The organism is Paenibacillus sp. MMO-177 (assembly GCF_037147795.1).
Lineage (GTDB): Bacteria > Bacillota > Bacilli > Paenibacillales > Paenibacillaceae > Pristimantibacillus.
This window is the reverse complement of sequence record NZ_JBBCUR010000001.1, coordinates 1,029,448-1,049,425: the sequence shown is the minus strand read 5'-3', so window position 1 is coordinate 1,049,425 and position 19,978 is coordinate 1,029,448. Positions and strand designations below refer to the sequence as shown.

Here is a 19,978-nt window from a genome sequence, read left to right as displayed (position 1 = left end):
TAAGGAGGCATTTGTATGGCAACTGTTGCGGCGCAGCCGGATTACGGGCAGCTTGTGGCTTCCATCCGGGAAACCGTTGACCAAGTGATCCGCCCGAATGCGGAACGGATTGACAGAGAGGGCGTATTTCCCTCCGAGAATTTACAGGCTTTAGCGGACAAAGGCTGGAACAGCCTGATCATCCCAACTGACTATGACGGACTTGGGCTGGATTATACCGCGTTTGCGCTGGCCGCGGAGGAGATTGGCAAAGGCTGCCCTTCCACTTCCCTGATTTATGTCATGCATGTCGGCGCGGCGCAGACACTGGTCTATTACGGCTCGGAGGATCAGAAGCAGCGCTGGCTGAAGCCGGTCCGCAGGGGAGCAATTGGCACTCATTCGATGAGCGAGAAGGCGACAGGCGGGCATACCTGGTTCAATTTAAGCGAAGCGAAACGCGACGGCGAGGATTATGTTTTGGACCTGGAAAAATCGTTTACGACCAGCGGCGGCCATGCCGACTTCTATGTGCTGCAGACACGTACGCCGGGTGCGCAGCAGCCGACGGATCTCAGCTATTTTATCGTCGACGGCAAGAATCCCGGGATTACGGCCGGGCCTTGGGAAGCGCTTGGCGTGCGCGGCAACCAGAGCGGCCCGCTGAAGCTGGACAATGTCCATGTACCGCGTGCCGATCTGCTTGTCGGCGAGAACCGGGCGATTGAAATTGCGTTTAACGGCGTTGATCCGCTTTATCTGCTTGGCATCGGTTCTGCATGGATCGGGGTCGCCTCCGAGGCTTTGTCTATCGTAGTAGAACGGGTAAAAAGAACGGTGCACCGCGATTTCAACCGAAGCCTCGCGGACTATCAGGTCATCCGCCAGCAGCTGGCTAACGCGAAGATTGGCCTTAGCGCGCTGAAGCCTTGGCAGCTGTCGCTTGCCGAGAAGTATAACCGTTACGAAGCCGAGGGCCGGCCGCTTGGCGAGCTGTGGTATGAAGCGACGGAGTTCAAGATTCATGCCACGGAGGTTGCCAATCAGGTTGTCTCCATTGCGATGGATGTAACGGGTGGCTACGGGTACAAAAAAGGCACCATCGAGCGGCTGTACCGCGACGTGCGGGCAGGTCTCGTGCTTGCGCCGTCCAACCATCTGGCACGTGAATTAGTCGGCAAAGAGCTTGTCGGCCAGCCTCCCGAGCTGTTCACGCAGGGCGGAGAGTAGACGTTGAGGAGGATGCTGCATGACAACTAGTACGGCTCTGGATTATTTAACTGCGGCAAGGGAGCTTGCGGACCGCTTCCGCGAGGACGCCGCGGAACGCGACAAGGAAGGCGGCACGCCAAAGCAGCAGCGTGACTGGATCCGTCAAAGCGGACTCCTGAAGCTGCTTATTCCGGCGAAATACGGAGGGTATGGCGGGCAATGGTCCGACGTGCTTGGCGTTGTGCGCGAGTTTGCGAGAACGGACGCGGCTTTGGCGCATGTATACGGCTATCACTTCCTCTGCCTGATCGCTCCTCATCTGGCCGGAACGGAGGAGCAAAAGCGGTATTTCTACGAAGTAACCGCCGCGAACGACTATTTCTGGGGCAATTCCTCCAATCCGCTTCAGAAGACCATTGTCGGCGAGCGTTCCGGAGAGGGCGTAATCGTTAACGGTTCGAAGGGCTTCAGTTCGGGCTCGCCGGATTCGGATCTGCTTGCGATCTCCTGGAACGACAGCGCAACCGGCGAATATTACGAGGGGATTATTCCTTCCGGCCGCGAGGGCGTTGAGATCATAGACGATTGGGACAACATGGGGCAGCGTCAGACGGGCAGCGGCACCGTGAAATTTCACAACGTGCGGGTCGAGCCGCATGAAATACTCGAGACGCCGTATGCGGGCCAGACGGTGTTCTCCACGCTTGTTCCGCAGCTGTCCCAAAGTATTCTGGCGAGTATTTTTATCGGCAGCGCGGCGGGGGGGCTGGAGGAAGCAAGGGCTTATACGCTGGAGCATGCGCGGCCTTGGTATACCTCCGGGCTAGAGCGGGCTTCGGAGGAGCCTTCAACCTTAAGCCGTTACGGCGAGTGGTGGGCGGACTATCAGGCGGCGCTTGGTCTCGTGGAGAAGTCGGACCGTCTGCTTGATGCCGCTTGGGCCAAGGAAGAGGCATTGGGCGAGGTTGAACGCGGCGAGCTGGCGGTATTTGTTGCTGCGGCGAATGTGCAGGCCGGCAAAATGGCTCTTGAAGTGACCAGCCGGATTTTCGAGGTGATGGGGGCAAGGGCAACGGCGTCGAAGTTTGGCTTTGACCGGTTCTGGCGCAATGTGCGGACCCACACGCTCCATAATCCGGCGGAGTTCAAGCTTCGGAATGTGGGCAATTGGTATTTGACCGGCATGGCGCCGGTTCCCGGTTTCTATTCCTAAGGGGCTAGACTAGGCAGCTTAGATTCGAACATAGAGATTTCAGCTATTATTCGAAGGAGAGTGTATACGATGTCATTGCAATTTGCTTATTGGGTGCCGAACGTAAGCGGAGGGCTTGTCATCTCCGAAATTCCGCAAAAGACCGGCTGGTCCTTTGAAGATAACGTCCGCTACGCGAAAGCGGCAGAAGAAGCGGGCTTTGACTTTGCCTTGCTTCAGACGCGGTTCGTCGCAAGCTACGGTGCCGAGAACCAGCTCGAGGCGATTACGCTGGCGTCCGCTCTGGCTGCGGTAACCAGCAAAATCAAGCTGATTGCCGCTGTTCTGCCTGGGCTATGGCATCCCGGGACGGTTGCGAAGATGCTGGCTACCATCGATCAGATCAGTAGCGGCCGCGCTGCGGTTAACGTCGTCAGCGGCTGGTTCAAGGGGGAGTTCCACAGCTACGGCGAGCCTTGGCTTGACCATGACGAGCGCTACCGCCGCTCGGAGGAATTTATCCGCGTCCTGAGAGAAATGTGGACGGAGAACGAAGCAAGCTTCCGCGGCGACTTTTACCGGTTGAACCAGGCTCCCCTGAAACCGAAGCCGGCGGCAGCGCCTCCAGTCTTCCAAGGCGGGAACTCGGCTGCTGCGCGCCGGATGGCGGCAAGGGTATCGGATTGGTATTTCATGAACGGCAATACGCTGGAGGGTTTTAAGGCGCAGATTGACGAGCTGAAAGCCGCAGCGGCGGCTAATGGCCGCGAGCTGAAGTATGGCGCAAACGCGTTTGTTATCGTGCGCGACACGGAAGAGGAAGCGCGCCAGGTGCTTCGCGACATCGTGGAGTATGCGAATCCCGAGGCGGTGGAAGGGTTCCGCAGCCAGGTCAGCTTTGCGGGCAAAGCCTCCCCGGAGCGGGATGGCATGTGGGCAAATTCGGATTTTTCCGACCTTGTCCAGTACAATGACGGCTTCAAGACGGGGCTGATCGGAACGGCGGAGCAGGTGGCGGACCGCATTATCGAGCTGCGTAAAATCGGCGTTGATCTGATTCTGACCGGCTTCCTGCATTATGAAGAGGATATTAAGGCGTTTGGCGAGAAGGTTATCCCGCTTGTCCGCGAGAGGGAAGCGGCATTGGGACTGGAAACGTCGGCCGCGCTGTAAGGAATATAGGGACTGGAGCTTGCGGTTGAGCTCCGGTCTCTCTTTTTTTTTATGCGGAATGAAACTAATCCACTGCCTGCATTGTCTAATGTGTGAGAGGTGACAAAATTGGAAAATAACTACTGGCGTTATGTAGACCGCATCGATGCCGCCGGATTAATAGAGCTGATGGATACGTACGGCCAGGATGTATGGAATCTGGCTTATATCATTACACGAAGGCATGATCTTTCCGACGATATTGCGCAGGACGTGTTTCTGAAGGTCTATCAGACCATCGGCTCGTTCCGCGGAGCTTCCTCGATCCGAACATGGCTGCTCGCGATGACAAGGAATACGGCTATTAATTATAAAAGAACGGCCTTTATGCGCCGGGTGCTGCTTGTCGGGAGAGGCGCTGCCCATGACGGGGAAAGCCCGTCGGCCGAGCAGGAGGCTATGAGGCTGGCGTTCACGTCCGAGCTGTGGAATGCCGTCCTGGAGCTGCCCGTCAAGCTGCGGGAGGTGCTTGTCCTCCATGCGAAATACGAGCTCACGACAAAGGAAATCGCCGATGCGCTTGGGCTGCCGGAGGGGACGGTCAAAACCAGGCTGTCGAGGGCGCGCAAACGGATGAACAGCAGTTGGAAGGGGAGTGCCGCGTATGAATGAGAAGCAGCCGGAATGGTACCGCGAATTGCAGCGGGGACCGCATGTCCAGCCGACTTTTACGAGAAATAAGAAGGAAGCGATCTTGCGCCAGGCGGAGGCGATCGGCCGTGGGGAGAAGAGAAGAAGCCTCGGCATGGTTCGTTTATCGTGGGCAGCCGTGTCTTTTATTGTGATAGCCGTGATTGTTGCCGTTGCGTTCCGGGAGGACGTTGGGGCACCTGGAGGAAACGGGGGGAAAGGAGCGGTTATGTCGCCGGAGCCGAGTCCAACAGTGTCGCCGTTGCCGGATGCTCCGCCAAGTCCTTCTCCAATAGAGAAGGGGCAAGTTGTCGTGATTCCATCCAAACAGGAAGGTTATTTAAAGGATGCCTTGCCGTTCTCAACGGAAGAAGTTAAGAAAATATGGGTGAAGGAAACGCTCATTCCGCACGACCGTATGTATGTTATTCTGCAAAATCTGAACTGGCTTGAGATGACGAGGGCAGTGTCGGATAACAAGACGTTTAGCGCGGAGAGCTTAATTCGTTTCGAAACGGCGGATTCGGTGTACGCCATTCCGTATGATGTTAACACAAACGAGTACCATTTAGGCGGCCGTCGTTTTTATGCGGACGATCAAGTGATGCTGCTGATGCATGGCATTCTGCAGCCGGATTCGAAGCTGGCTGAAATCGACAAGGTTTTCGAGCAGGCGCGTCTTGAGATGGAGAACCAGGAAGGCGGGATCGACGATACCTTCTCTTATAAAGGGGAAAGGCTGGCCGTAGCCGACAAACCCTATAATGAATGGGAGCAGCTGCTTCTGCTCAGAAGCAGCGTCCAGCCCATTCTGCTTGGACATTATTACGATGATGCCGTTCAGGCAATAGGCAATGTAACCGAATATAGCGACGGAGTTATGCAGTTGAACCGGAGCATCGTGTTTATGGGCAGCAACTATGCCACATCGGACGGTCTGGCCGTCGGCATGTCGAAAGAGGAAGTTATGGAGAAGCTTGGCAAGCCGAATTTGCAGCTGGATTCCAGGTGGAGCTACAAAATTGGCGACTATTTGAAATTTCATCTTTATTTTGACCACAATAAGATTAGGTACATCGTGCTCAGTCAGCCTCTGTAACATAGGGGAAGAGGAGAGATGGAGATGAGAAAAAGAATTCTAACCGCTGTTGTTGTAACGGTCAGCGCGCTTTTGCTGGCCTCCTGCGAGGGAAGCAAATCATCGGTAAAAACAAGCGGTACGCAAGCTTCTGGGGAACAGGCTCCCTACAAGGTTGCGGCCGAGAAGCTGCGGGCACCGTGGGTGATCGCTTTTGACGGTGATGTGATCTATATCAGCGAGAGGGACGGCAATGTCGTGCGGGTTGCCGAAGGCAAGTCGACAAGGATGCCGGTCCAATTCCATAAAAACGTGCATGCCCAAGGGGAAGGCGGTTTTCTCGGTTTTGTGCTTGCTCCGGATTTTCGGGCGTCGAAGGAGGCTTTTGCCTATCACACGTACGAGGAGAACGGGAAGATCCTGAACCGTGTCATTGTGCTTAAGCTGGAGAGGAATGCTTGGGTGGAATCAAGGGCGCTGCTCGAAGGGATTCCGGGTTCGTATAATCATGACGGCGGCCGGATGGCGATTGGTCCGGACGGATTGCTGTACGTGACGACCGGAGATGCCGGTCAGGAGGAGCTGGCACAGGATAAGAACAGTCTGGCCGGCAAAATCCTCCGGATGAAGCTGGACGGTTCGGTCCCGCCGGGAAATCCTTTTGCCGATTCGTATGTGTACTCCTACGGGCACCGGAATCCGCAAGGCCTTGCCTGGAGCAGCTCGGGCATGCTGTTTGCCGCGGAGCATGGGCCATCGGGCAATCCCGGCGGACATGACGAGATTAACAGTATCGTGCCCGGCGGCAATTACGGCTGGCCGGCAGTGATTGGCGGGCAGCACCGGGAGGGTATGATTGACCCGGTCTATCATACGGGCGAGGATACGATTGCTCCTTCTGGCATAGCGATGGAAGCGGGCAATAATCTGCTGGTGGCTACGCTACGGGGAGAGAAGCTTTTGAGGTACAATACTTTAACGAAAAAGATGTCGGTTGTGCTCCGGAATGAGGGAAGGCTCCGTGATGTGCGCGTTCATAACGGCGATATCTATGTCATAACGAATAATACGGATGGAAGAGGGACACCATCTGATAAGGATGACAGGCTGCTGCTATTGGCGAAATAAGGCTGTTGACAGGAAACCATCTGGTTTCCTATAATGAAAAATGAAACCAAATGGTTTCCTAAATTTTGATGACGCCATGTTATTAAATAATCGGAGGTATGGATCATGAGTAACGGAGTTAATACATTGCCTGACGTACGTCAGACGGTTCAAGTCAATGCGCCTATTCAAAAGGTATGGAATGCGGTATCCACAAGAGAAGGAGTCTCGGCCTGGTTTATGGCGCCAAGCGAAAGCTTTAAGCCGGAGGTTGGCTGCGAATTCCATTTGGAAGCCGGCCAGTTCGGCCAATCTCCTTGCAAAGTAACGGAGGTTGATCCTCCGAACCGTCTGGCCTTCAACTGGGGCAAGGACTGGACGCTGACCTTTGAATTGAAGGAGCTGGAAGGCGAAAAAACCGAATTTACGCTTATTCACGGCGGATGGGATGCGGACAAGGTTACCGAATTCAATCAACCGCATACGCAAGTACGCGAGCATATGGCCGGCGGCTGGGTTGGCCTCGTGAAGAAGTTTGTCAGCTATGTCGAAGGACAATAATCTTGCTTCCGAGCCCAAGCATGACGTCTTCCAGGCGATCGCCGATCCAACCCGCCGCAGCCTGCTGCAGCTGTTAGTCGATCAGGAAATGCCGGTCAACGTCATTAGCGCCCATTATTCCATGAGCCGGACCGCCGTATCGAAGCATCTGCGGGTGCTGGCGGAAGCGGGCCTCGTGAAGGAGCGCAAGGTTGGACGCGAGACGCGATACCGGCTGGAGCCGGAGCCGCTGCTCGAGCTGAAGCGCTGGCTCAGCTACTACGAGCGGTTCTGGGAGAACAAGCTGCAGGCGCTCAAGCGCTTCGTCGAAGAAGACATGCCTGCCGGCGAACCGTCAGGTCCGCTCAAGGTGATTGAAGGCAAACCCCAGGAATAGCGATTAAAGCCGCGATTGGACGAGCTTATGCTCGGACCGGCCGCGGCTTTTTGCTGTGCTTTTGCCTTGGTTGAGTGGCCTCGCCAATCACGCTGCCCCCTAGCTTATCCGCCTATTGGATCCTTTCGGCGCTCGGAGCCAAACCGTTACTGTCGCTGTAAACCCCAAATGCGTCTAGCTGATGGTTATTGTACGAGTAGCTAAGTATGTAAGTCCTATAATCGCCTAGTGGTGAGGTTAGAAAGTCCATAGTTGCGAGTTACTCGCTGTAAGTTCCTAAGGAGGCTAGCAAATGCCGGAGTAAGCCGGAAATGCGTGCTGTAAGCTCCAAAGGAGGCTTATGGGAGCTGAAGTAGCGGAAAAGGGGGCCTGTAAACTCCAAAGGAAGCTAATAGCAGGCTATAGCGGTAGTAGTAAGCCGAAAATGCGTGCTGTAAGCTCCAAAGGAGGCTTATGGGAGCTGAGGTAGTGGAAAGGAGGGCTTGTAAACTCCAAAGGAAGCTAATAGCAGGCTATAGCGGTAGTAGTAAGCCGAAAATGCATGCTGTAAGCTGCAAAAGAGGCTTATGAGAGCTGAAGTAGATGGGAAAGGCATCGAAAGCTTAAAGGAGGATAACGGCAGGTTGGAGAAAGCGGTAGTATTTCGTGCAAGGCTGAAAACAGCCTAACAGTTCTATGAGCCTACGTAATGGGGAAGTGAATCAGGCTATTCCGACCGCTCCTCCAGCCTGACGTCTCGTGGAAAGTTTTCGCAGTATACTGGAAATCTACAAGCCTGCTGGCTTACAATAGACGGGATAAGGAAGCGGCTTAAGGTGGTTAAGCCGGTCGAGTGATAATTCTTTAAGATTATGCTTTCGAAGCAAGAATCATCACGACAGGCCTATATTAGGCCAGTCCTGGTGATAATCTTTATGCTTTCGAAGCAAGAATCATCACGACCGTCGGTCGGGTGATAATTCTTTTTAGGAGTGAGCGTTTTGCGTAAAATCATGTTTACAGGCGGTGGATCGGCAGGGCACGTGACCGTCAACCTGGCGTTGATCCCCCATTTTATACAAGAAGGCTGGTCGGTAGACTACATAGGCTCGGAGGCTGGGATTGAGAAGCAGCTCATCGAGCCTCTTCAGCAGGTGCGCTATCACGGCATCGCAACGGGCAAGCTGCGCCGTTATCTGGATTGGCAGAACGTGAAGGACCCGTTCAAGGTCATCAAAGGCGCCTTCCAGGCTTACCGCATTATTAAGAAGCAAAAGCCCGACGTGCTGTTCTCGAAAGGCGGGTTCGTATCGGTGCCGGTGGTCATTGGCGCACGGCTGAACAAGGTGCCGGTGCTCATCCATGAGTCCGACTTAACCCCGGGCCTCGCGAACAAAATTTCGATTCCTTTTGCGGCGGGCGTGTGCACGACCTTCCCGGAGACGCAGCAGCATCTGCCGGCAGGCAAATCGCATTATGTGGGAGCGGTGATCCGCGACCAGCTGAAACAAGGCGACGCGGCTCGCGGCCGCAAGTTCGCGGGCTTTATTTCGAGCAAGCCGGTGCTGCTCATCATGGGCGGCAGCCTTGGCGCCCGCAAGATTAACCAGGCTGTACGCGCATCGCTTGGCAAGCTGACGGAGAAATTCCAGATCATCCACCTGTGCGGCAAAGGCCAGGTTGAGGCGTCCCTGCAGTCTCCCCAATACAAACAGTTCGAATACGTAAACGAGGAGCTTCCGGATCTGCTTGCGATGTCGGATGTGATCATCTCGCGTGCCGGCTCCAACTCGATCTTCGAGTTCCTGTACCTGCGCAAGCCGATGCTGCTTATCCCTCTGACGAAGGAAGCGAGCCGCGGCGATCAAATCCTTAACGCGCGTTCGTTCCAAGCGGCAGGCTTCTGCGAGGTGCTCTATGAGGAGGACATGACGCCGGAGACGCTCGTCAGCCATGTAACCGATTTGTATGCGAACCGCGATAAATACGTGGATAACATGCAGAAAAACGACCGCAGGGACGCTTTGTCCCAGCTGATCGACCTAATCAAGAAGACGGCGAAATAATCGCTCTCATCCTTCAAATGACCGCCATTAACCAGCAAGATTGTCTTGTGGTTACGGCGGTCTTTTTCTATAATAGGGGGAAGGTTAGGCAATAGTAGGAGGGAATTACAGATGGAATATATCAGTACTCGCGGAAATGTAGGCAAAATCGGCTTTGTCGACGCTTTCCTCATGGGTCTTGCAGACGACGGCGGACTTCTTGTGCCTTACGAAATACCGGTTGTTTCCGCGGCTAAGCTGAAAGAATGGCAGGAGCTCAGCTATCAGGAGCTGGTGCTTGAAATTTTCTCGCTTTATACGAATGATGAAATTCCTTATGAAGATCTGAAGAAAATGGTATACGACGGCTATGCGACGTTCCGCCATCCGGAAGTAACACCGGTTCACAAGCTGAAGGATGACCTCTATTTGCTGGAATTGTTCCATGGTCCTACTTTTGCATTCAAGGACATTGCGCTCCAGTTCATGGGCCAATTATATACGTACGTGTCCCGCAAGCAGAACAAGAAGATCCACATTCTGGGCGCTACCTCCGGCGACACAGGCGCTTCGGCGATCGAAGGCGTCAAAGGCAAGGAAGGCATCAAGATCTGCATTCTGCATCCGAACGGCAAAGTAAGCAAAGTGCAGGAGCTGCAGATGACGACGGTTCAAGAGGACAACGTTCTGAACCTGTCCGTGGAGGGCAACTTCGACGACTGCCAGCGCATCATTAAAGACTTGTTCGCTGATCTGGAGTTCAAAGCGTCAAACCATCTGTGCGCGATTAACTCGATCAACTTCGTGCGCATTATGGCGCAAACGGTCTATTACTTCTATTCGTACTTCCAAGTGGCAAAGCAAACGGGCAAGCAAGGCGCAAAAGTGAACTTCAGCGTGCCGACGGGCAACTTTGGCGATATTTTTGCGGGATACCTGGCGAAGCGCATGGGTCTGCCGGTTGACAAGCTTATTCTCGCTACGAACGAAAACAACATCCTTGAGCGCTTCATCAAAGAAGGCGTGTACAAGCCGGGCGATTTCCGCACGACTTACAGCCCTTCGATGGACATTCAAGTGGCAAGCAACTTCGAGCGTTACCTTTACTATGTACTGAACGAAAATCCGGAGCAAATCCGTTCCCTTATGGACGGCTTCAAGTCGGAAGGGCAAATCGTCGTATCCGGCGACGCGCTCCTCAAAGTACAGGAAGAGTTCGCTGCGCATGGCGTAGACGGCCGCGAGTGCCTCGATACGATTGCAGCTTACAATAAAGAAACCGGCTATTTGCTGGATCCTCACTCCGCATGCGGCGTAGCGGCATCGGACCAACAGGCGGCAGCAGGCTCGGTAACGATCTCGCTGGCAACGGCGCATCCGGCGAAATTCAACGAAGCGATTGAGCTCGTTGGCATTGAGCAGGAGTTCCCTGCGCAAATTCAGGCGCTATTCAACAAGCCGCAGCGTCAAACACAGGTGGACGGCACGCAGGAAGCGGTCGTGCAAGAAATCTTGAAATTCTACAACGCGTAATTGACGCGAAAAAAAGAGGCTGCTTCGAACAATCCGAATGTTACATTCATTCGGTTTGCTCGGAGCAGCCTTTTCTTGTTGCGCCGACGTATCGATGTTTTGCTTAGCCGCGTTTTTGCTCCAATTCCAATAAAGCGGTCTTCATTGGAAGACCTCCGCGGTAGCCGGTCATGGAGCCGGTCTTGCCCACAATCCGGTGGCAGGGAAGGACGATCAGGAGCGGGTTGGCGCCAACGGCGGCTCCTACCGCCCGGGCAGCCTGCGGACGTCCGATGGTCTCGGCGAGGTCGGAATAAGCAGCCGTGCTGCCATACTGCACCGCGCTCATCGCTTGCCACACTCTTTGTTGGAAATCGGTTCCTACCAGATCAAGCGGCAGCGTAAAGACGTCGAGACTCCCTTGAAAATACTTCGTAAACTCATGCGTATAACGCTCCATCTCCGCGTCATGACGAATCAGCTCGTAGCCGGGCAGGCGCGCTTCGGCCCATTCGGCCAGCTCTTCATAGGAAGCCCCTTGGGAGCCGACATAACAAAGGCCGTTATCGGTCGCGGCCAAATGCAGGTTCCAATCGTCATGCTGAAGCAGGGTCCAGTATATATTTTTGCTCATGGCTGTTGTTTCGCTCCTCGGTATTGGGTTGGGGTAAGGCCGGTCACGTTCTGAAATCTTGTCGTAAAATGGGCGGCGTTCGCATAGCCAACCTGCCCTGCAATATCGGTCACGGGAAGATGTGTTGAGGCAAGCAGCTTCATCGCTTCCCGGATACGGATTTGCTGAATATAGGCTGCGGGCGTTAAGCCCGTAAGTCTTTTGAAAGTCCGCTGCAGATGATAAGGGCTCAGATGCAGCACGTCCGCGAGATGGGATAAGGTCAGCGGCTCTTGGTAGTGCGCCTCGATATAAGCGCGTGCCTGCGCTTCCCATTCCTCGTCCGGCAGCTGTTGCTGGACCGGCTTGCATCGTTTGCAGGGGCGGAATCGCTCGGATAAGGCATCCATTGAAGTCTGAAAGATCCGGACATGCGAACGGTTTGGAGGCTTCGACTTGCAGGACGGCCGGCAAAAGATTCCCGTCGTGGTCACTCCATAATACCATTGCCCATCGCAAGAGCCGTCATTCGAAAGAACGGCAAGCCATTTGTCCTCCGGGATGCCGGTCGCTTCTGTATTTCCCATTTTGCTCACCTCCAGGTTTAGTATACCTTGATTGGAGCGCAAATCGTAAGCGGGCACGAATGAAAGCGCAAGATTGCGAAAGCGGCGGACCGATTTGGTGTGGTTGAATGAATGGAGTAGAATGAAAGTAGAATAGAGGGGAGAAGGAAGGATGCCCATGACGGAGTCAGCGCTGCTGCATATCCAGGTGCCGGAGCCTTTCAGCTATAAGGAGACGGTTAATTATTTGCGGAGATCGGCGAACGAGCCGCTGTATCAGGTGGAGAGGGATGCCGTTTACCGGCTTATTCCTTCGGACGGCGGGGAAGAGCCCGCGGCGGTTGAAATCCAAGAGTCCGGCGATGGCGGACTGCTTGTGCGGGTCATTGGCGAGGAACGGGTCAGCGAGGAACGGCAGCGGGGGATCGAAGCTTACATCCGGGAGTGGTTTGATTTCGATACGGATTTGCTGCCTTTTTACGAAATGGCGGAGAAGGATCCGCTGCTTGTTCATACGATCGGACGTTTTCACGGCTTAAGGAGTGTCGGGATTTCGGATTTGTTTGAGGCGTTGTGCTGGGGGATTATCGGGCAGCAGATCAATCTGGCTTTTGCATATACGCTCAAGCGGCGCTTCGTGGAGGCTTACGGGCAAAGCGTGGAGAGGGAGGGCAGGACGTTCTGGCAGTTCCCGGTTCCCGAGACCATTGCGGCGTTAAAGCCGGAAGATATGGCCTCCATGCAAATGACCGCCAAAAAGTCCGAGTATCTCATTGGCGTAGCAAAGCTCATGGCTGAGGGTGCTCTAGACAAGCAGAGCTTGCTTGCGCTTGGAGATTTCGCTGCGATCGAAAAACAGCTGACGGGGATCCGCGGCATTGGACCGTGGACGGCTAATTACGTGCTAATGCGATGCTTGCGTTTGCCGAATGCTTTTCCGATCGCGGATGTGGGTCTTCATAATTCGATTAAAGCTTTGACGGGCAGCGAAGAGAAGCCGGCCATCAGCGAGATCAGGCGGATGGCGGAAGGCTGGAGAGGCTGGGAGTCGTACGCGACCTTTTATTTATGGCGGGTGCTGTATTAGGAAAGGAGTCAGATAAAGATGAAGTTTGACGGAATGGTCGTTGTCATAACGGGAGCGGGCAAAGGAATCGGCGCGGCGCTGGCCGCTGCCTACGCGGCCGAGGGAGCAAGGATTGCGGCGGTTGAGCGCGATGCCGAGCTGGTAAAGCGGACGGTGGACCGAATTGTGGAGGCAGGTGGTCACGCCATTGGTTTTACGATAGACGTTAGCCGCCCGGAAGAGATTGAAGCCGCATTTGCGGCGATGGACGAGCAATTTGGGCGAATCGATGTAATGATCAACAATGCGGGCTTGGGGAACTGGAAGTCGCTTTACGACCTGAGCTTGGATGAGTGGGATTATGTGCTGAATACAAATTTGCGGGGGACTTTCCTTTGCGCAAGAGAAGCGGGCAAACGGATGAGAGAAAACGGGGGAGGCTCGATTGTCAATCTGGCTTCCACAAGGGCGTTGATGTCCGAGCCGAACTCCGAGGCGTACGCGGCTTCAAAAGGCGGTATCGTTGCGTTGACGCATGCGCTGGCCGTATCGCTCGGACCCGATCATGTGCGTGTCAATGCGATCAGCCCGGGCTGGATCGAGAACAGCGATTACGATGCGCTGCGCGAGGAGGATCATTCGCAGCATCCGGCAGGGCGAGTAGGCAGACCCGCTGATATCGTCCGCGCTTGCTTCTATTTGACGGATCCGGAGAATGATTTCGTGACCGGCATCAATCTCGTGGTCGATGGCGGCATGACGCGGAAAATGATCTACGAGGAGTAGCCGGGAACTGTCGTTTCTGCTGGAGAAACGCATACTCAGCCTGGCGGGGCGCCAGTGCCGCTTCCCTTAAAGTCCAAAGAAGCTCGTATGTGCTACAATGGATTTCATCCAATGAAATAAGCCGAAAATGGATGAATGGTTCCTACGTTGGATTTCGTCCATTAAAGTCGGCTGTTTTTGAAGCAAAGAGGCGAATGGAGTGCATTACGCTGGACAGAATCCAACGTAGCCTCTATTCGCCTCTTTTTCTGGTTATTTTATTGGATCGAATCCAACGTACGTAGCAAATAGGCCGCTCGCATCGAGCTGTTCATAGCAACCGCTCTCGTGCAATTGCTCCATGCAACTCCATGCAATTCGCTCCATCGTTACGCAATTTATCCCTGCAGGCCAAATGCCTCGGCGATCAAGCGGTACGACTTCACGCGAGCATCAAAATTGTGGACAGAGCTCATGACGAGCACTTCATCGGCCTGGTACTGCTCGGCCATCTTCAGGATGCCGGCTTTTACCTGTTCCGGCGTGCCGATAACTCTCCGCTCGCGAGCCCGGTTAATCCGGTACAGGTCGGACTCCGTATACGGATAATCGTAGGCCGTCTTTACGGAAGGGAAGCTGAGCTGGTCTACGCCGTTCTCCAGCAGCAGGAAGAACAGATCCGTGCTGAGCGCAAGCTCGTTTGCCTCTTCCTCGGTATCCGCGCAAATGGCAAGCACGGCGATCATCGAAAGCGGCTTGTCGTACAGCACGGACGGTTCGAAGTTTTCATGGTAATGCTTCATCGCGGTCTCGCCGCCCGGCGTACCGAAAAACTGCGCAAACGCGTAGTTCGTTCCAAGCTGCGCGGCAATCCGGGCGCTCTCATAGCTGGAGCCAAGCAGCCAGACCTCGGGAACCTGCTCGATTGCAGGAGCGGCATGCAGTCCGGCAAAAGGATGGCCTTCCGGCATTTTTCCCCGGAGGTAACCGATTAAATCGATAATTTGCTGTGGATACTTGTTAATATCCACAAACTTGTTTTCCTGAAGCGCACGGGTCGCCGTTGGCATGCCGCCAGGGGCGCGGCCAAGGCCAACATCGATGCGGCCCGGATGAAGAGCTTCGAGCAGCTTGAAGTTCTCGGCAACCTTGTAGGAGCTGTAATGAGGCAGCATGATGCCGCCGGAGCCTACGCGGATGCGCGAGGTTGCCGCGGCCAGATGGGCGATCAGAATCTCCGGGCTGGAGAAGGATAGCATTTTGCCGGCATGATGCTCGGAGATCCAGTAACGGCCGTATCCGAGTTTTTCCGCTTCTTGTGCAAGACGGGTCGTGTCCGCCAGCGTGGAAGCCGCATTCTGTCCTTCGTTAATATGTGACTGGTCGAGAATACCCAGTTTGATCATGAGTGCGGTGCACCTCCTGTGCATGTAAGTATGTGCAACCTTGATTATACCCTAATTCGCGAACTGTTACAAAAATAAGTACAGTAGGCGTTAGGGCCGCATCCCATGCCGCAAATATTGACTTCAGGCGCTATAAAGGGTATTATTACACAAGCTTGAATACGAAAAGTAAGGGTGAAGATCTTGAATTCGAAACTTCAAATTAAGAGCGTAACCTTAGCGGACAAAGACCTGAAATCCGGTTTATTCCAGTACATTATGACGCTTGCCGACGGCTCCAGAGCAAGACTTTTCTACAGCAACAAGCCAGAGTGGCATCTGACAGGCGTAACGCGTCTGCTCAACGTTCCATGCCCGCTGTGCATGAAAGACTACTACTGCGGCTGCTTTGAGAAAAATGCAGAGCTGTTCGACCGTCAAGTGAATGAGCATGATTTTATTCCTGCTTCCATGAGAGCTTAAGCTTTCTAAAAATGATGAAACGGCTTCTGCCAGGCGTGAACCATTGTCCGCAAGGACGGTGATTCACTCCGGCAGAAGCCGTTTGTCGTTATGATGATTACGAGACGATATTTATTCCAGCGCTCCGCATACGCATTCGGTAGGGGTCACTTTTGCATGCACGCTGAAACAAGGTTCGTCTCCCAAACTCCCCGATATTCCTGATCCCACTCAGATCGGAGTCAAATGGATCCCGATTTCGGAGCTGCCTGCCATTGTGCTGTATCCGGAGATTCAAGCGGATATCATCCATTATTGCCGTGGAGAGGCTTACCGCAATTATGTGGAGGAATACGAGATTCAACAAAGAAAGCTATAATCAAACGGAAGGGGCAGGTCCGCAGTCAATAGGCGTCTGCCCCTTTGTGCATTTACATCTCCTTCAGCGGTCTGACTCCCAGCAGCTTTAGTCCGTCCTCGAGAGTTTCGGCCGTCATGCGGACAAGCGCCAGCTTCGCGGCTTGTTCGGCTGTATTGCCGGTAATGATCTTCTCGTGGTGATAGAACCGGTTGAACGTCTGCGCGAGCTCGATGAGGTAACGGGCTAAGATGGAAGGTTCATAACGCTGCGCCGCTTGCGCGAGCGCATCCGGGTAGCGCATCAAAGCCTTCGCCAGCTGCCAGGATTGATCGCCTTCGGCATAGTGGTAATCGGCAGCTACAGCATGTTGACCAGGTTCAACAGGAACACCGCTGCCTGCTCTGCGCAGCAGGCTTTGCGTTCTTGCATAAGTGTATTGCACGTAAGGACCCGTTTCGCCTTCGAAGTTAACGACGTCTTCGAGGGAGAAGTTTACTTCATGAAGACGCGAGTGGAGCAGGTCGCCAAAGATAACGGCGCCTACGCCAACGGCTTCCGCAACATTGGCTTTACCCGCGAGGTTAGGGTTCTTTTCCTCAATAATGCACAGAGCATGCGCCGCCGCTTCATCCAGCACATCCTCCAGGAAGACGACCTTGCCTCTGCGGGTAGACATTTTTTGCCCGTCCATCAGCATGAGGCCAAACGGAATATGCTTGCACTCTTTCGCCCAATCAAAGCCCATCCGCCCGAGCACCAGGAATAACTGGCGGAAATGCAAGGATTGCTCCGCGCCAACCACATACAGCAGCTCATTGCCCTGCATCTGATCGTGCCGGTAGATCGCGGTGGCTAGATCGCGCGTGGCGTAGATCGAGGTGCCGTCGGATTTTTTGATAATGCAGGGCGGCAGTCCTTCTTCGTCCAGCCGCACTACTAACGCGCCGTCGCTCTCTTCGAGCAAGCCTTGACGGTTCAACCGATCCACTACCGCATCCATTTTATCGTTATAGAAGCTTTCCCCAAGGTAATGGTCAAAAGCCACGCCAAGGCGGTCGTACAGCTTGTTGAAGGCGGCCAGACTGTCCTCGATAAACATGCGCCAATAGCGGTTGGCTTCCGGGTCGCCGCTCTCCAGCTTGACGAACCATTCCCGTGCTTCCGCCTCCAGCTCCGACTGGAGCTGCGCTTCCTCATGGAAACGGACATAAAGCTCGAGGTAGGCTTTAATCGGATCCTCGGCTTTGCCGGCGGGGTCTCCCCATTTCAGGTAAGCCGTAATCATTTTGCCGAATTGCGTGCCCCAGTCGCCTAGATGATTAACGTTAACCGTGTCGTAGCCCACCTTGCGGAGCAGGTTGTAAAGGGCGTTGCCAATCATCGTCGAGCGTAAATGCCCGATGCCAAACGGCTTGGCGATATTGGGGGAGGACATGTCGATAATGACGCGCTTGCCTCCGCCAATCTCCGGTATTCGCGCTCCGCCATCCAGCACGAATTGTTCGATCACCGCGGCGCGGTTGAACTTGAAGTTAAGGTAGGGACCGGCAGCGGATATCGTCCACTGGCTGCTCTCCGGCAGGGTAGCTGCTAATTGGCCGGCGATTTGCGCCGGGCTTTGCTTCATTAGCTTTGACAAGGCAAAGCAGGGAAAAGCGACGTCTCCGAGCTGCTCGTTAGGAGGGAACTCCAGAAGCTCCGCAATTTGCTGGATCGAAAGGGCGCAGTGCTCCGCCAGACTGGCGGCAATTTTTTCTTTTAACATAAGGGTAAGCCTCCTGAAAAAATGGTAGCAAAATAAAAACATAAAACCCCCGTCTCGTAAGAGACGGGGGTTAATCCCGTGGTGCCACTCTTGTTGCTTATAAGCAGGCGGAAGTGTTAAATAAACGCGCTGCTATAAGCATCTCGCCGTTGTAACGGTACTGAACCGGGCTGGCCTACTGTAAATGAAATTCCGTTCGGCGAGCCATCTCCCGGGTCCTCTTCGCAAAAGGCGCCATCGCCGGCTTTCACCAACCCGGCTCGCTGCTCATGGTCATCATCTTCGCTACTGTCCCGTTCCTCGATGTTATATAACGACCATCATACTTGATGTTATCTGAATAATCAATCTATTGTTTCGTTCTATGGCTAAGAATTTGAATAAACGACATGCAGGCCACGAAAGTCCGCATCACCGTAATCGGCTCGCCATCCTTATACAAGGCCATGGCGGGAACGGCGCGCAGCTCAAGCGGGGCGGCTGTCTGCGGGAACAGGTCGACGTTAACCGAAGCGACAGTCATTTCTCTGCGAAGAGAAGGGATGGCGGCCTCGAGCTCTCCGGCAATCGTATGGCATGGCGTGCAGAAGGTGCTGCGGTACAGAACAAGCACGGAGCCTCCGCTTGCGATTGCTTCCCGAAGCTGTTGATCAGTGAGCTGGTTCAAAGACATAAGATACGATCTCCCGGATATTAAGAATAGGAATGATGCCCTTCATTGTATCATCCCAGCCTCAACTGCTCAATTGCTTCGCGAATGATACGGCAGGAAAATGCCATCTGCTCATCTTCCTCCGGCGTCAAATTAAGCTCAACGATTTCTTTGGCGCCGCTACGGGTAATGATGGCGGGAACGCCTGCCGCAATGCCCGTCTCGTTGTATTCCTGCTCGAGAATGGAAGAGACGGCGATGATGCGATGCTCATCGTTCAGAACGGAGCGGGTAATGTAGGCGAGCGCATTGCCGATGCCGTAGTGGGTGGAGCCCATGCGGGTGTAAATTTCCCAGCCTGCGTTTTTGGTCTGCTCGGCAATTTCACTCAGCTTGAGATGTCCGAACCGGACTGGATGCTGGGTAAGAATATCCCGAATCGGCTTGCCTCCAATCGTCACATGCGACCATGCCGGGAATTGGGATTCTCCGTGTTCACCCAGCACGTAGCCGTGCACGCTGCGCGGATCAACGGTGAAATGCTCGCAGAGCAGCGTTTTGAGCCGGGCGGAGTCTATGGATGTGCCGGATCCTATAACCTGGCTGCGGGGCAGTCCTGACAATTTCCATACGGCGTAAGTAACCACGTCAACCGGATTAGCCGCCGCGAGAAAAATACCGTTAAACCCGCTGTCCATAATCCGCGGAATGATATGGCCATAAATATCGGCAACCTCGCTTAGCGTGCCCATCCGGTCCTGGCCCTTTGGCGGATATCCCCCGGCCGATAGAATAACGACGTCCATATCCGAGCAATCCTCGTACGTGCCGGTATAAATCTTCGTGCGGGAGTGGATAAAATCCATGCCATGCGACATGTCGAGCGCTTGCGCCGCCGCGCGGTCAGGCGTCCGTCCAATCAGCATGATCTCATCGCATATCGACTGATTGATGAGGGAATACGCGCAGCTTGAACCTACGTTGCCCACGCCGACGATCGCTACCTTGCGCGCTTTGCTTCTCATGCCCATCCAGCCCCTTGCCCCAAATGTTGTTACTTCTAGTATATGGGCTTGCATACCAATCATGTGACGGCGAAGTTACGGTCGTGTTTGTCCTTCTTCCATTGCGGTTAGCCGGACGAACATAGGTTGTGAGCATGGCGCCTTCCTTGCACGACCATGTCAAAAGTCTTGCCGCGAAAACGAACATTGGCGTTAATGCGACCTAAAACTCCATGAATCTACACATTACGACAAATATATTAAATATATTATATAGATTTATGGAGATTAGGGTAGGCTAGAAATCGAAAGAAATACCCATATTTTATTTAAAAAATAAGCTTATTTGCCCGAATAATCCCTAAAATCGTTCGATGGTCGTATTGATTGTATATATTAAATATATTATATTATTATTAGGTGTAACCGCTTTCAAGATATGAATAAAATGTGGCC

General features: G+C 54.0%; 19 protein-coding genes and 1 other annotated feature. Of the genes, 13 read left to right on the top strand and 6 right to left on the bottom strand.

The features are described 5' to 3' along the window. Window positions 1-15: 15 nt before the first annotated feature. The 10 genes from WFK81_RS04630 to thrC all read left to right on the top strand — a co-directional run bounded on the left by WFK81_RS04630 (window position 16) and on the right by thrC (window position 10,904). Window positions 16-1,209: an acyl-CoA dehydrogenase family protein gene (locus WFK81_RS04630; RefSeq protein ID WP_336785253.1), complete on the top strand. Its 1,194-nt coding sequence runs from the start codon at window positions 16-18 to the stop codon at window positions 1,207-1,209. A gap of 19 nt (window positions 1,210-1,228) precedes the next feature. Beyond that, window positions 1,229-2,404 carry an acyl-CoA dehydrogenase family protein gene (locus WFK81_RS04625; RefSeq protein WP_336785252.1) on the top strand — a complete coding sequence of 392 codons (1,176 nt, stop codon included), beginning with the start codon at window positions 1,229-1,231 and terminating at the stop codon, window positions 2,402-2,404. Between the two features lie 69 nt (window positions 2,405-2,473). Continuing rightward, window positions 2,474-3,556 carry a dimethylsulfone monooxygenase SfnG gene (sfnG, locus tag WFK81_RS04620; protein WP_336785251.1) on the top strand — a complete coding sequence of 361 codons (1,083 nt, stop codon included), beginning with the start codon at window positions 2,474-2,476 and terminating at the stop codon, window positions 3,554-3,556. A gap of 108 nt (window positions 3,557-3,664) precedes the next feature. Further along, window positions 3,665-4,207, top strand: a complete 543-nt coding sequence (locus WFK81_RS04615) for an RNA polymerase sigma factor (protein WP_336785250.1) — start codon at window positions 3,665-3,667, stop codon at window positions 4,205-4,207. Further along, entirely contained in the window at window positions 4,200-5,324 is a 1,125-nt protein-coding gene (locus WFK81_RS04610) for a hypothetical protein (protein ID WP_336785249.1), read from the top strand. The genes WFK81_RS04615 and WFK81_RS04610 overlap by 8 nt, the downstream gene beginning before the upstream one ends. Before the next feature lie 24 nt (window positions 5,325-5,348). Further along, window positions 5,349-6,431: a PQQ-dependent sugar dehydrogenase gene (locus WFK81_RS04605; protein ID WP_336785248.1), complete on the top strand. Its 1,083-nt coding sequence runs from the start codon at window positions 5,349-5,351 to the stop codon at window positions 6,429-6,431. Window positions 6,432-6,536: 105 nt separating this feature from the next. After that, complete coding sequence (locus tag WFK81_RS04600) at window positions 6,537-6,971, top strand: SRPBCC family protein (protein WP_336785247.1); 435 nt, start codon at window positions 6,537-6,539, stop codon at window positions 6,969-6,971. Next, complete coding sequence (locus WFK81_RS04595; RefSeq protein ID WP_015846915.1) at window positions 6,955-7,347, top strand: ArsR/SmtB family transcription factor; 393 nt, start codon at window positions 6,955-6,957, stop codon at window positions 7,345-7,347. The genes WFK81_RS04600 and WFK81_RS04595 overlap by 17 nt, the downstream gene beginning before the upstream one ends. A gap of 992 nt (window positions 7,348-8,339) precedes the next feature. Next, a complete protein-coding gene (locus tag WFK81_RS04590; protein WP_336785487.1) occupies window positions 8,340-9,392 on the top strand; it encodes an undecaprenyldiphospho-muramoylpentapeptide beta-N-acetylglucosaminyltransferase in 1,053 nt (350 codons plus the stop codon). A 111-nt stretch (window positions 9,393-9,503) separates the two neighbouring features. Continuing rightward, window positions 9,504-10,904 (top strand): threonine synthase, encoded by a 1,401-nt coding sequence (gene thrC, locus WFK81_RS04585; protein WP_336785246.1) that lies wholly within the window; start codon window positions 9,504-9,506, stop codon window positions 10,902-10,904. A gap of 103 nt (window positions 10,905-11,007) precedes the next feature. Here the strand turns inward: thrC and WFK81_RS04580 are convergent, their stop codons facing one another. Continuing rightward, window positions 11,008-11,517 (bottom strand): methylated-DNA--[protein]-cysteine S-methyltransferase, encoded by a 510-nt coding sequence (locus tag WFK81_RS04580; protein ID WP_336785245.1) that lies wholly within the window; start codon window positions 11,515-11,517, stop codon window positions 11,008-11,010. Continuing rightward, window positions 11,514-12,083, bottom strand: coding sequence for a bifunctional transcriptional activator/DNA repair enzyme AdaA (locus WFK81_RS04575; RefSeq protein WP_336785244.1), 570 nt, complete (start codon window positions 12,081-12,083; stop codon window positions 11,514-11,516). Before WFK81_RS04575 ends, WFK81_RS04580 begins: the two co-directional genes overlap by 4 nt. Before the next feature lie 157 nt (window positions 12,084-12,240). On the opposite strand from WFK81_RS04575, the gene WFK81_RS04570 reads away from it, so the two are divergent. Further along, on the top strand, window positions 12,241-13,149 hold the full coding sequence (locus WFK81_RS04570) for a DNA-3-methyladenine glycosylase family protein (RefSeq protein ID WP_336785243.1): 909 nt from the start codon (window positions 12,241-12,243) through the stop codon (window positions 13,147-13,149). A gap of 18 nt (window positions 13,150-13,167) precedes the next feature. Then, entirely contained in the window at window positions 13,168-13,914 is a 747-nt protein-coding gene (locus WFK81_RS04565) for an SDR family NAD(P)-dependent oxidoreductase (protein ID WP_336785242.1), read from the top strand. A 377-nt stretch (window positions 13,915-14,291) separates the two neighbouring features. On the opposite strand, the gene WFK81_RS04560 is transcribed toward WFK81_RS04565, so the two are convergent. Next, entirely contained in the window at window positions 14,292-15,299 is a 1,008-nt protein-coding gene (locus WFK81_RS04560; protein WP_336785241.1) for an LLM class flavin-dependent oxidoreductase, read from the bottom strand. Between the two features lie 183 nt (window positions 15,300-15,482). On the opposite strand from WFK81_RS04560, the gene WFK81_RS04555 reads away from it, so the two are divergent. Further along, window positions 15,483-15,761 carry a hypothetical protein gene (locus WFK81_RS04555; RefSeq protein WP_041613660.1) on the top strand — a complete coding sequence of 93 codons (279 nt, stop codon included), beginning with the start codon at window positions 15,483-15,485 and terminating at the stop codon, window positions 15,759-15,761. Window positions 15,762-16,171: 410 nt separating this feature from the next. Here the strand turns inward: WFK81_RS04555 and argS are convergent, their stop codons facing one another. The 3 genes from argS to WFK81_RS04540 all read right to left on the bottom strand — a co-directional run bounded on the left by argS (window position 16,172) and on the right by WFK81_RS04540 (window position 19,543). After that, a complete protein-coding gene (gene argS, locus WFK81_RS04550; RefSeq protein ID WP_336785240.1) occupies window positions 16,172-17,866 on the bottom strand; it encodes an arginine--tRNA ligase in 1,695 nt (564 codons plus the stop codon). 56 nt (window positions 17,867-17,922) lie between these two features. Beyond that, window positions 17,923-18,176 (bottom strand) — a binding site (T-box leader). 39 nt (window positions 18,177-18,215) lie between these two features. Next, window positions 18,216-18,539 carry a thioredoxin family protein gene (locus tag WFK81_RS04545; RefSeq protein WP_336785239.1) on the bottom strand — a complete coding sequence of 108 codons (324 nt, stop codon included), beginning with the start codon at window positions 18,537-18,539 and terminating at the stop codon, window positions 18,216-18,218. Between the two features lie 50 nt (window positions 18,540-18,589). Next, window positions 18,590-19,543, bottom strand: a complete 954-nt coding sequence (locus tag WFK81_RS04540; protein WP_336785238.1) for an L-lactate dehydrogenase — start codon at window positions 19,541-19,543, stop codon at window positions 18,590-18,592. Window positions 19,544-19,978: the final 435 nt, after the last annotated feature.

Coding starts and splice junctions, on each gene's coding strand:
- WFK81_RS04630 (WP_336785253.1), top strand. CDS start 16: ATGGCAACTGTTGCGGCGCAGCCGGATTACGGGCAGCTTGTGGCTTCC.
- WFK81_RS04625 (WP_336785252.1), top strand. CDS start 1,229: ATGACAACTAGTACGGCTCTGGATTATTTAACTGCGGCAAGGGAGCTT.
- sfnG (WP_336785251.1), top strand. CDS start 2,474: ATGTCATTGCAATTTGCTTATTGGGTGCCGAACGTAAGCGGAGGGCTT.
- WFK81_RS04610 (WP_336785249.1), top strand. CDS start 4,200: ATGAATGAGAAGCAGCCGGAATGGTACCGCGAATTGCAGCGGGGACCG.
- WFK81_RS04605 (WP_336785248.1), top strand. CDS start 5,349: ATGAGAAAAAGAATTCTAACCGCTGTTGTTGTAACGGTCAGCGCGCTT.
- WFK81_RS04600 (WP_336785247.1), top strand. CDS start 6,537: ATGAGTAACGGAGTTAATACATTGCCTGACGTACGTCAGACGGTTCAA.
- WFK81_RS04595 (WP_015846915.1), top strand. CDS start 6,955: ATGTCGAAGGACAATAATCTTGCTTCCGAGCCCAAGCATGACGTCTTC.
- WFK81_RS04590 (WP_336785487.1), top strand. CDS start 8,340: ATGTTTACAGGCGGTGGATCGGCAGGGCACGTGACCGTCAACCTGGCG.
- thrC (WP_336785246.1), top strand. CDS start 9,504: ATGGAATATATCAGTACTCGCGGAAATGTAGGCAAAATCGGCTTTGTC.
- WFK81_RS04580 (WP_336785245.1), bottom strand. CDS start 11,517: ATGAGCAAAAATATATACTGGACCCTGCTTCAGCATGACGATTGGAAC.
- WFK81_RS04575 (WP_336785244.1), bottom strand. CDS start 12,083: ATGGGAAATACAGAAGCGACCGGCATCCCGGAGGACAAATGGCTTGCC.
- WFK81_RS04570 (WP_336785243.1), top strand. CDS start 12,241: ATGACGGAGTCAGCGCTGCTGCATATCCAGGTGCCGGAGCCTTTCAGC.
- WFK81_RS04565 (WP_336785242.1), top strand. CDS start 13,168: ATGAAGTTTGACGGAATGGTCGTTGTCATAACGGGAGCGGGCAAAGGA.
- WFK81_RS04560 (WP_336785241.1), bottom strand. CDS start 15,299: ATGATCAAACTGGGTATTCTCGACCAGTCACATATTAACGAAGGACAG.
- argS (WP_336785240.1), bottom strand. CDS start 17,866: ATGTTAAAAGAAAAAATTGCCGCCAGTCTGGCGGAGCACTGCGCCCTT.
- WFK81_RS04545 (WP_336785239.1), bottom strand. CDS start 18,539: ATGTCTTTGAACCAGCTCACTGATCAACAGCTTCGGGAAGCAATCGCA.
- WFK81_RS04540 (WP_336785238.1), bottom strand. CDS start 19,543: ATGAGAAGCAAAGCGCGCAAGGTAGCGATCGTCGGCGTGGGCAACGTA.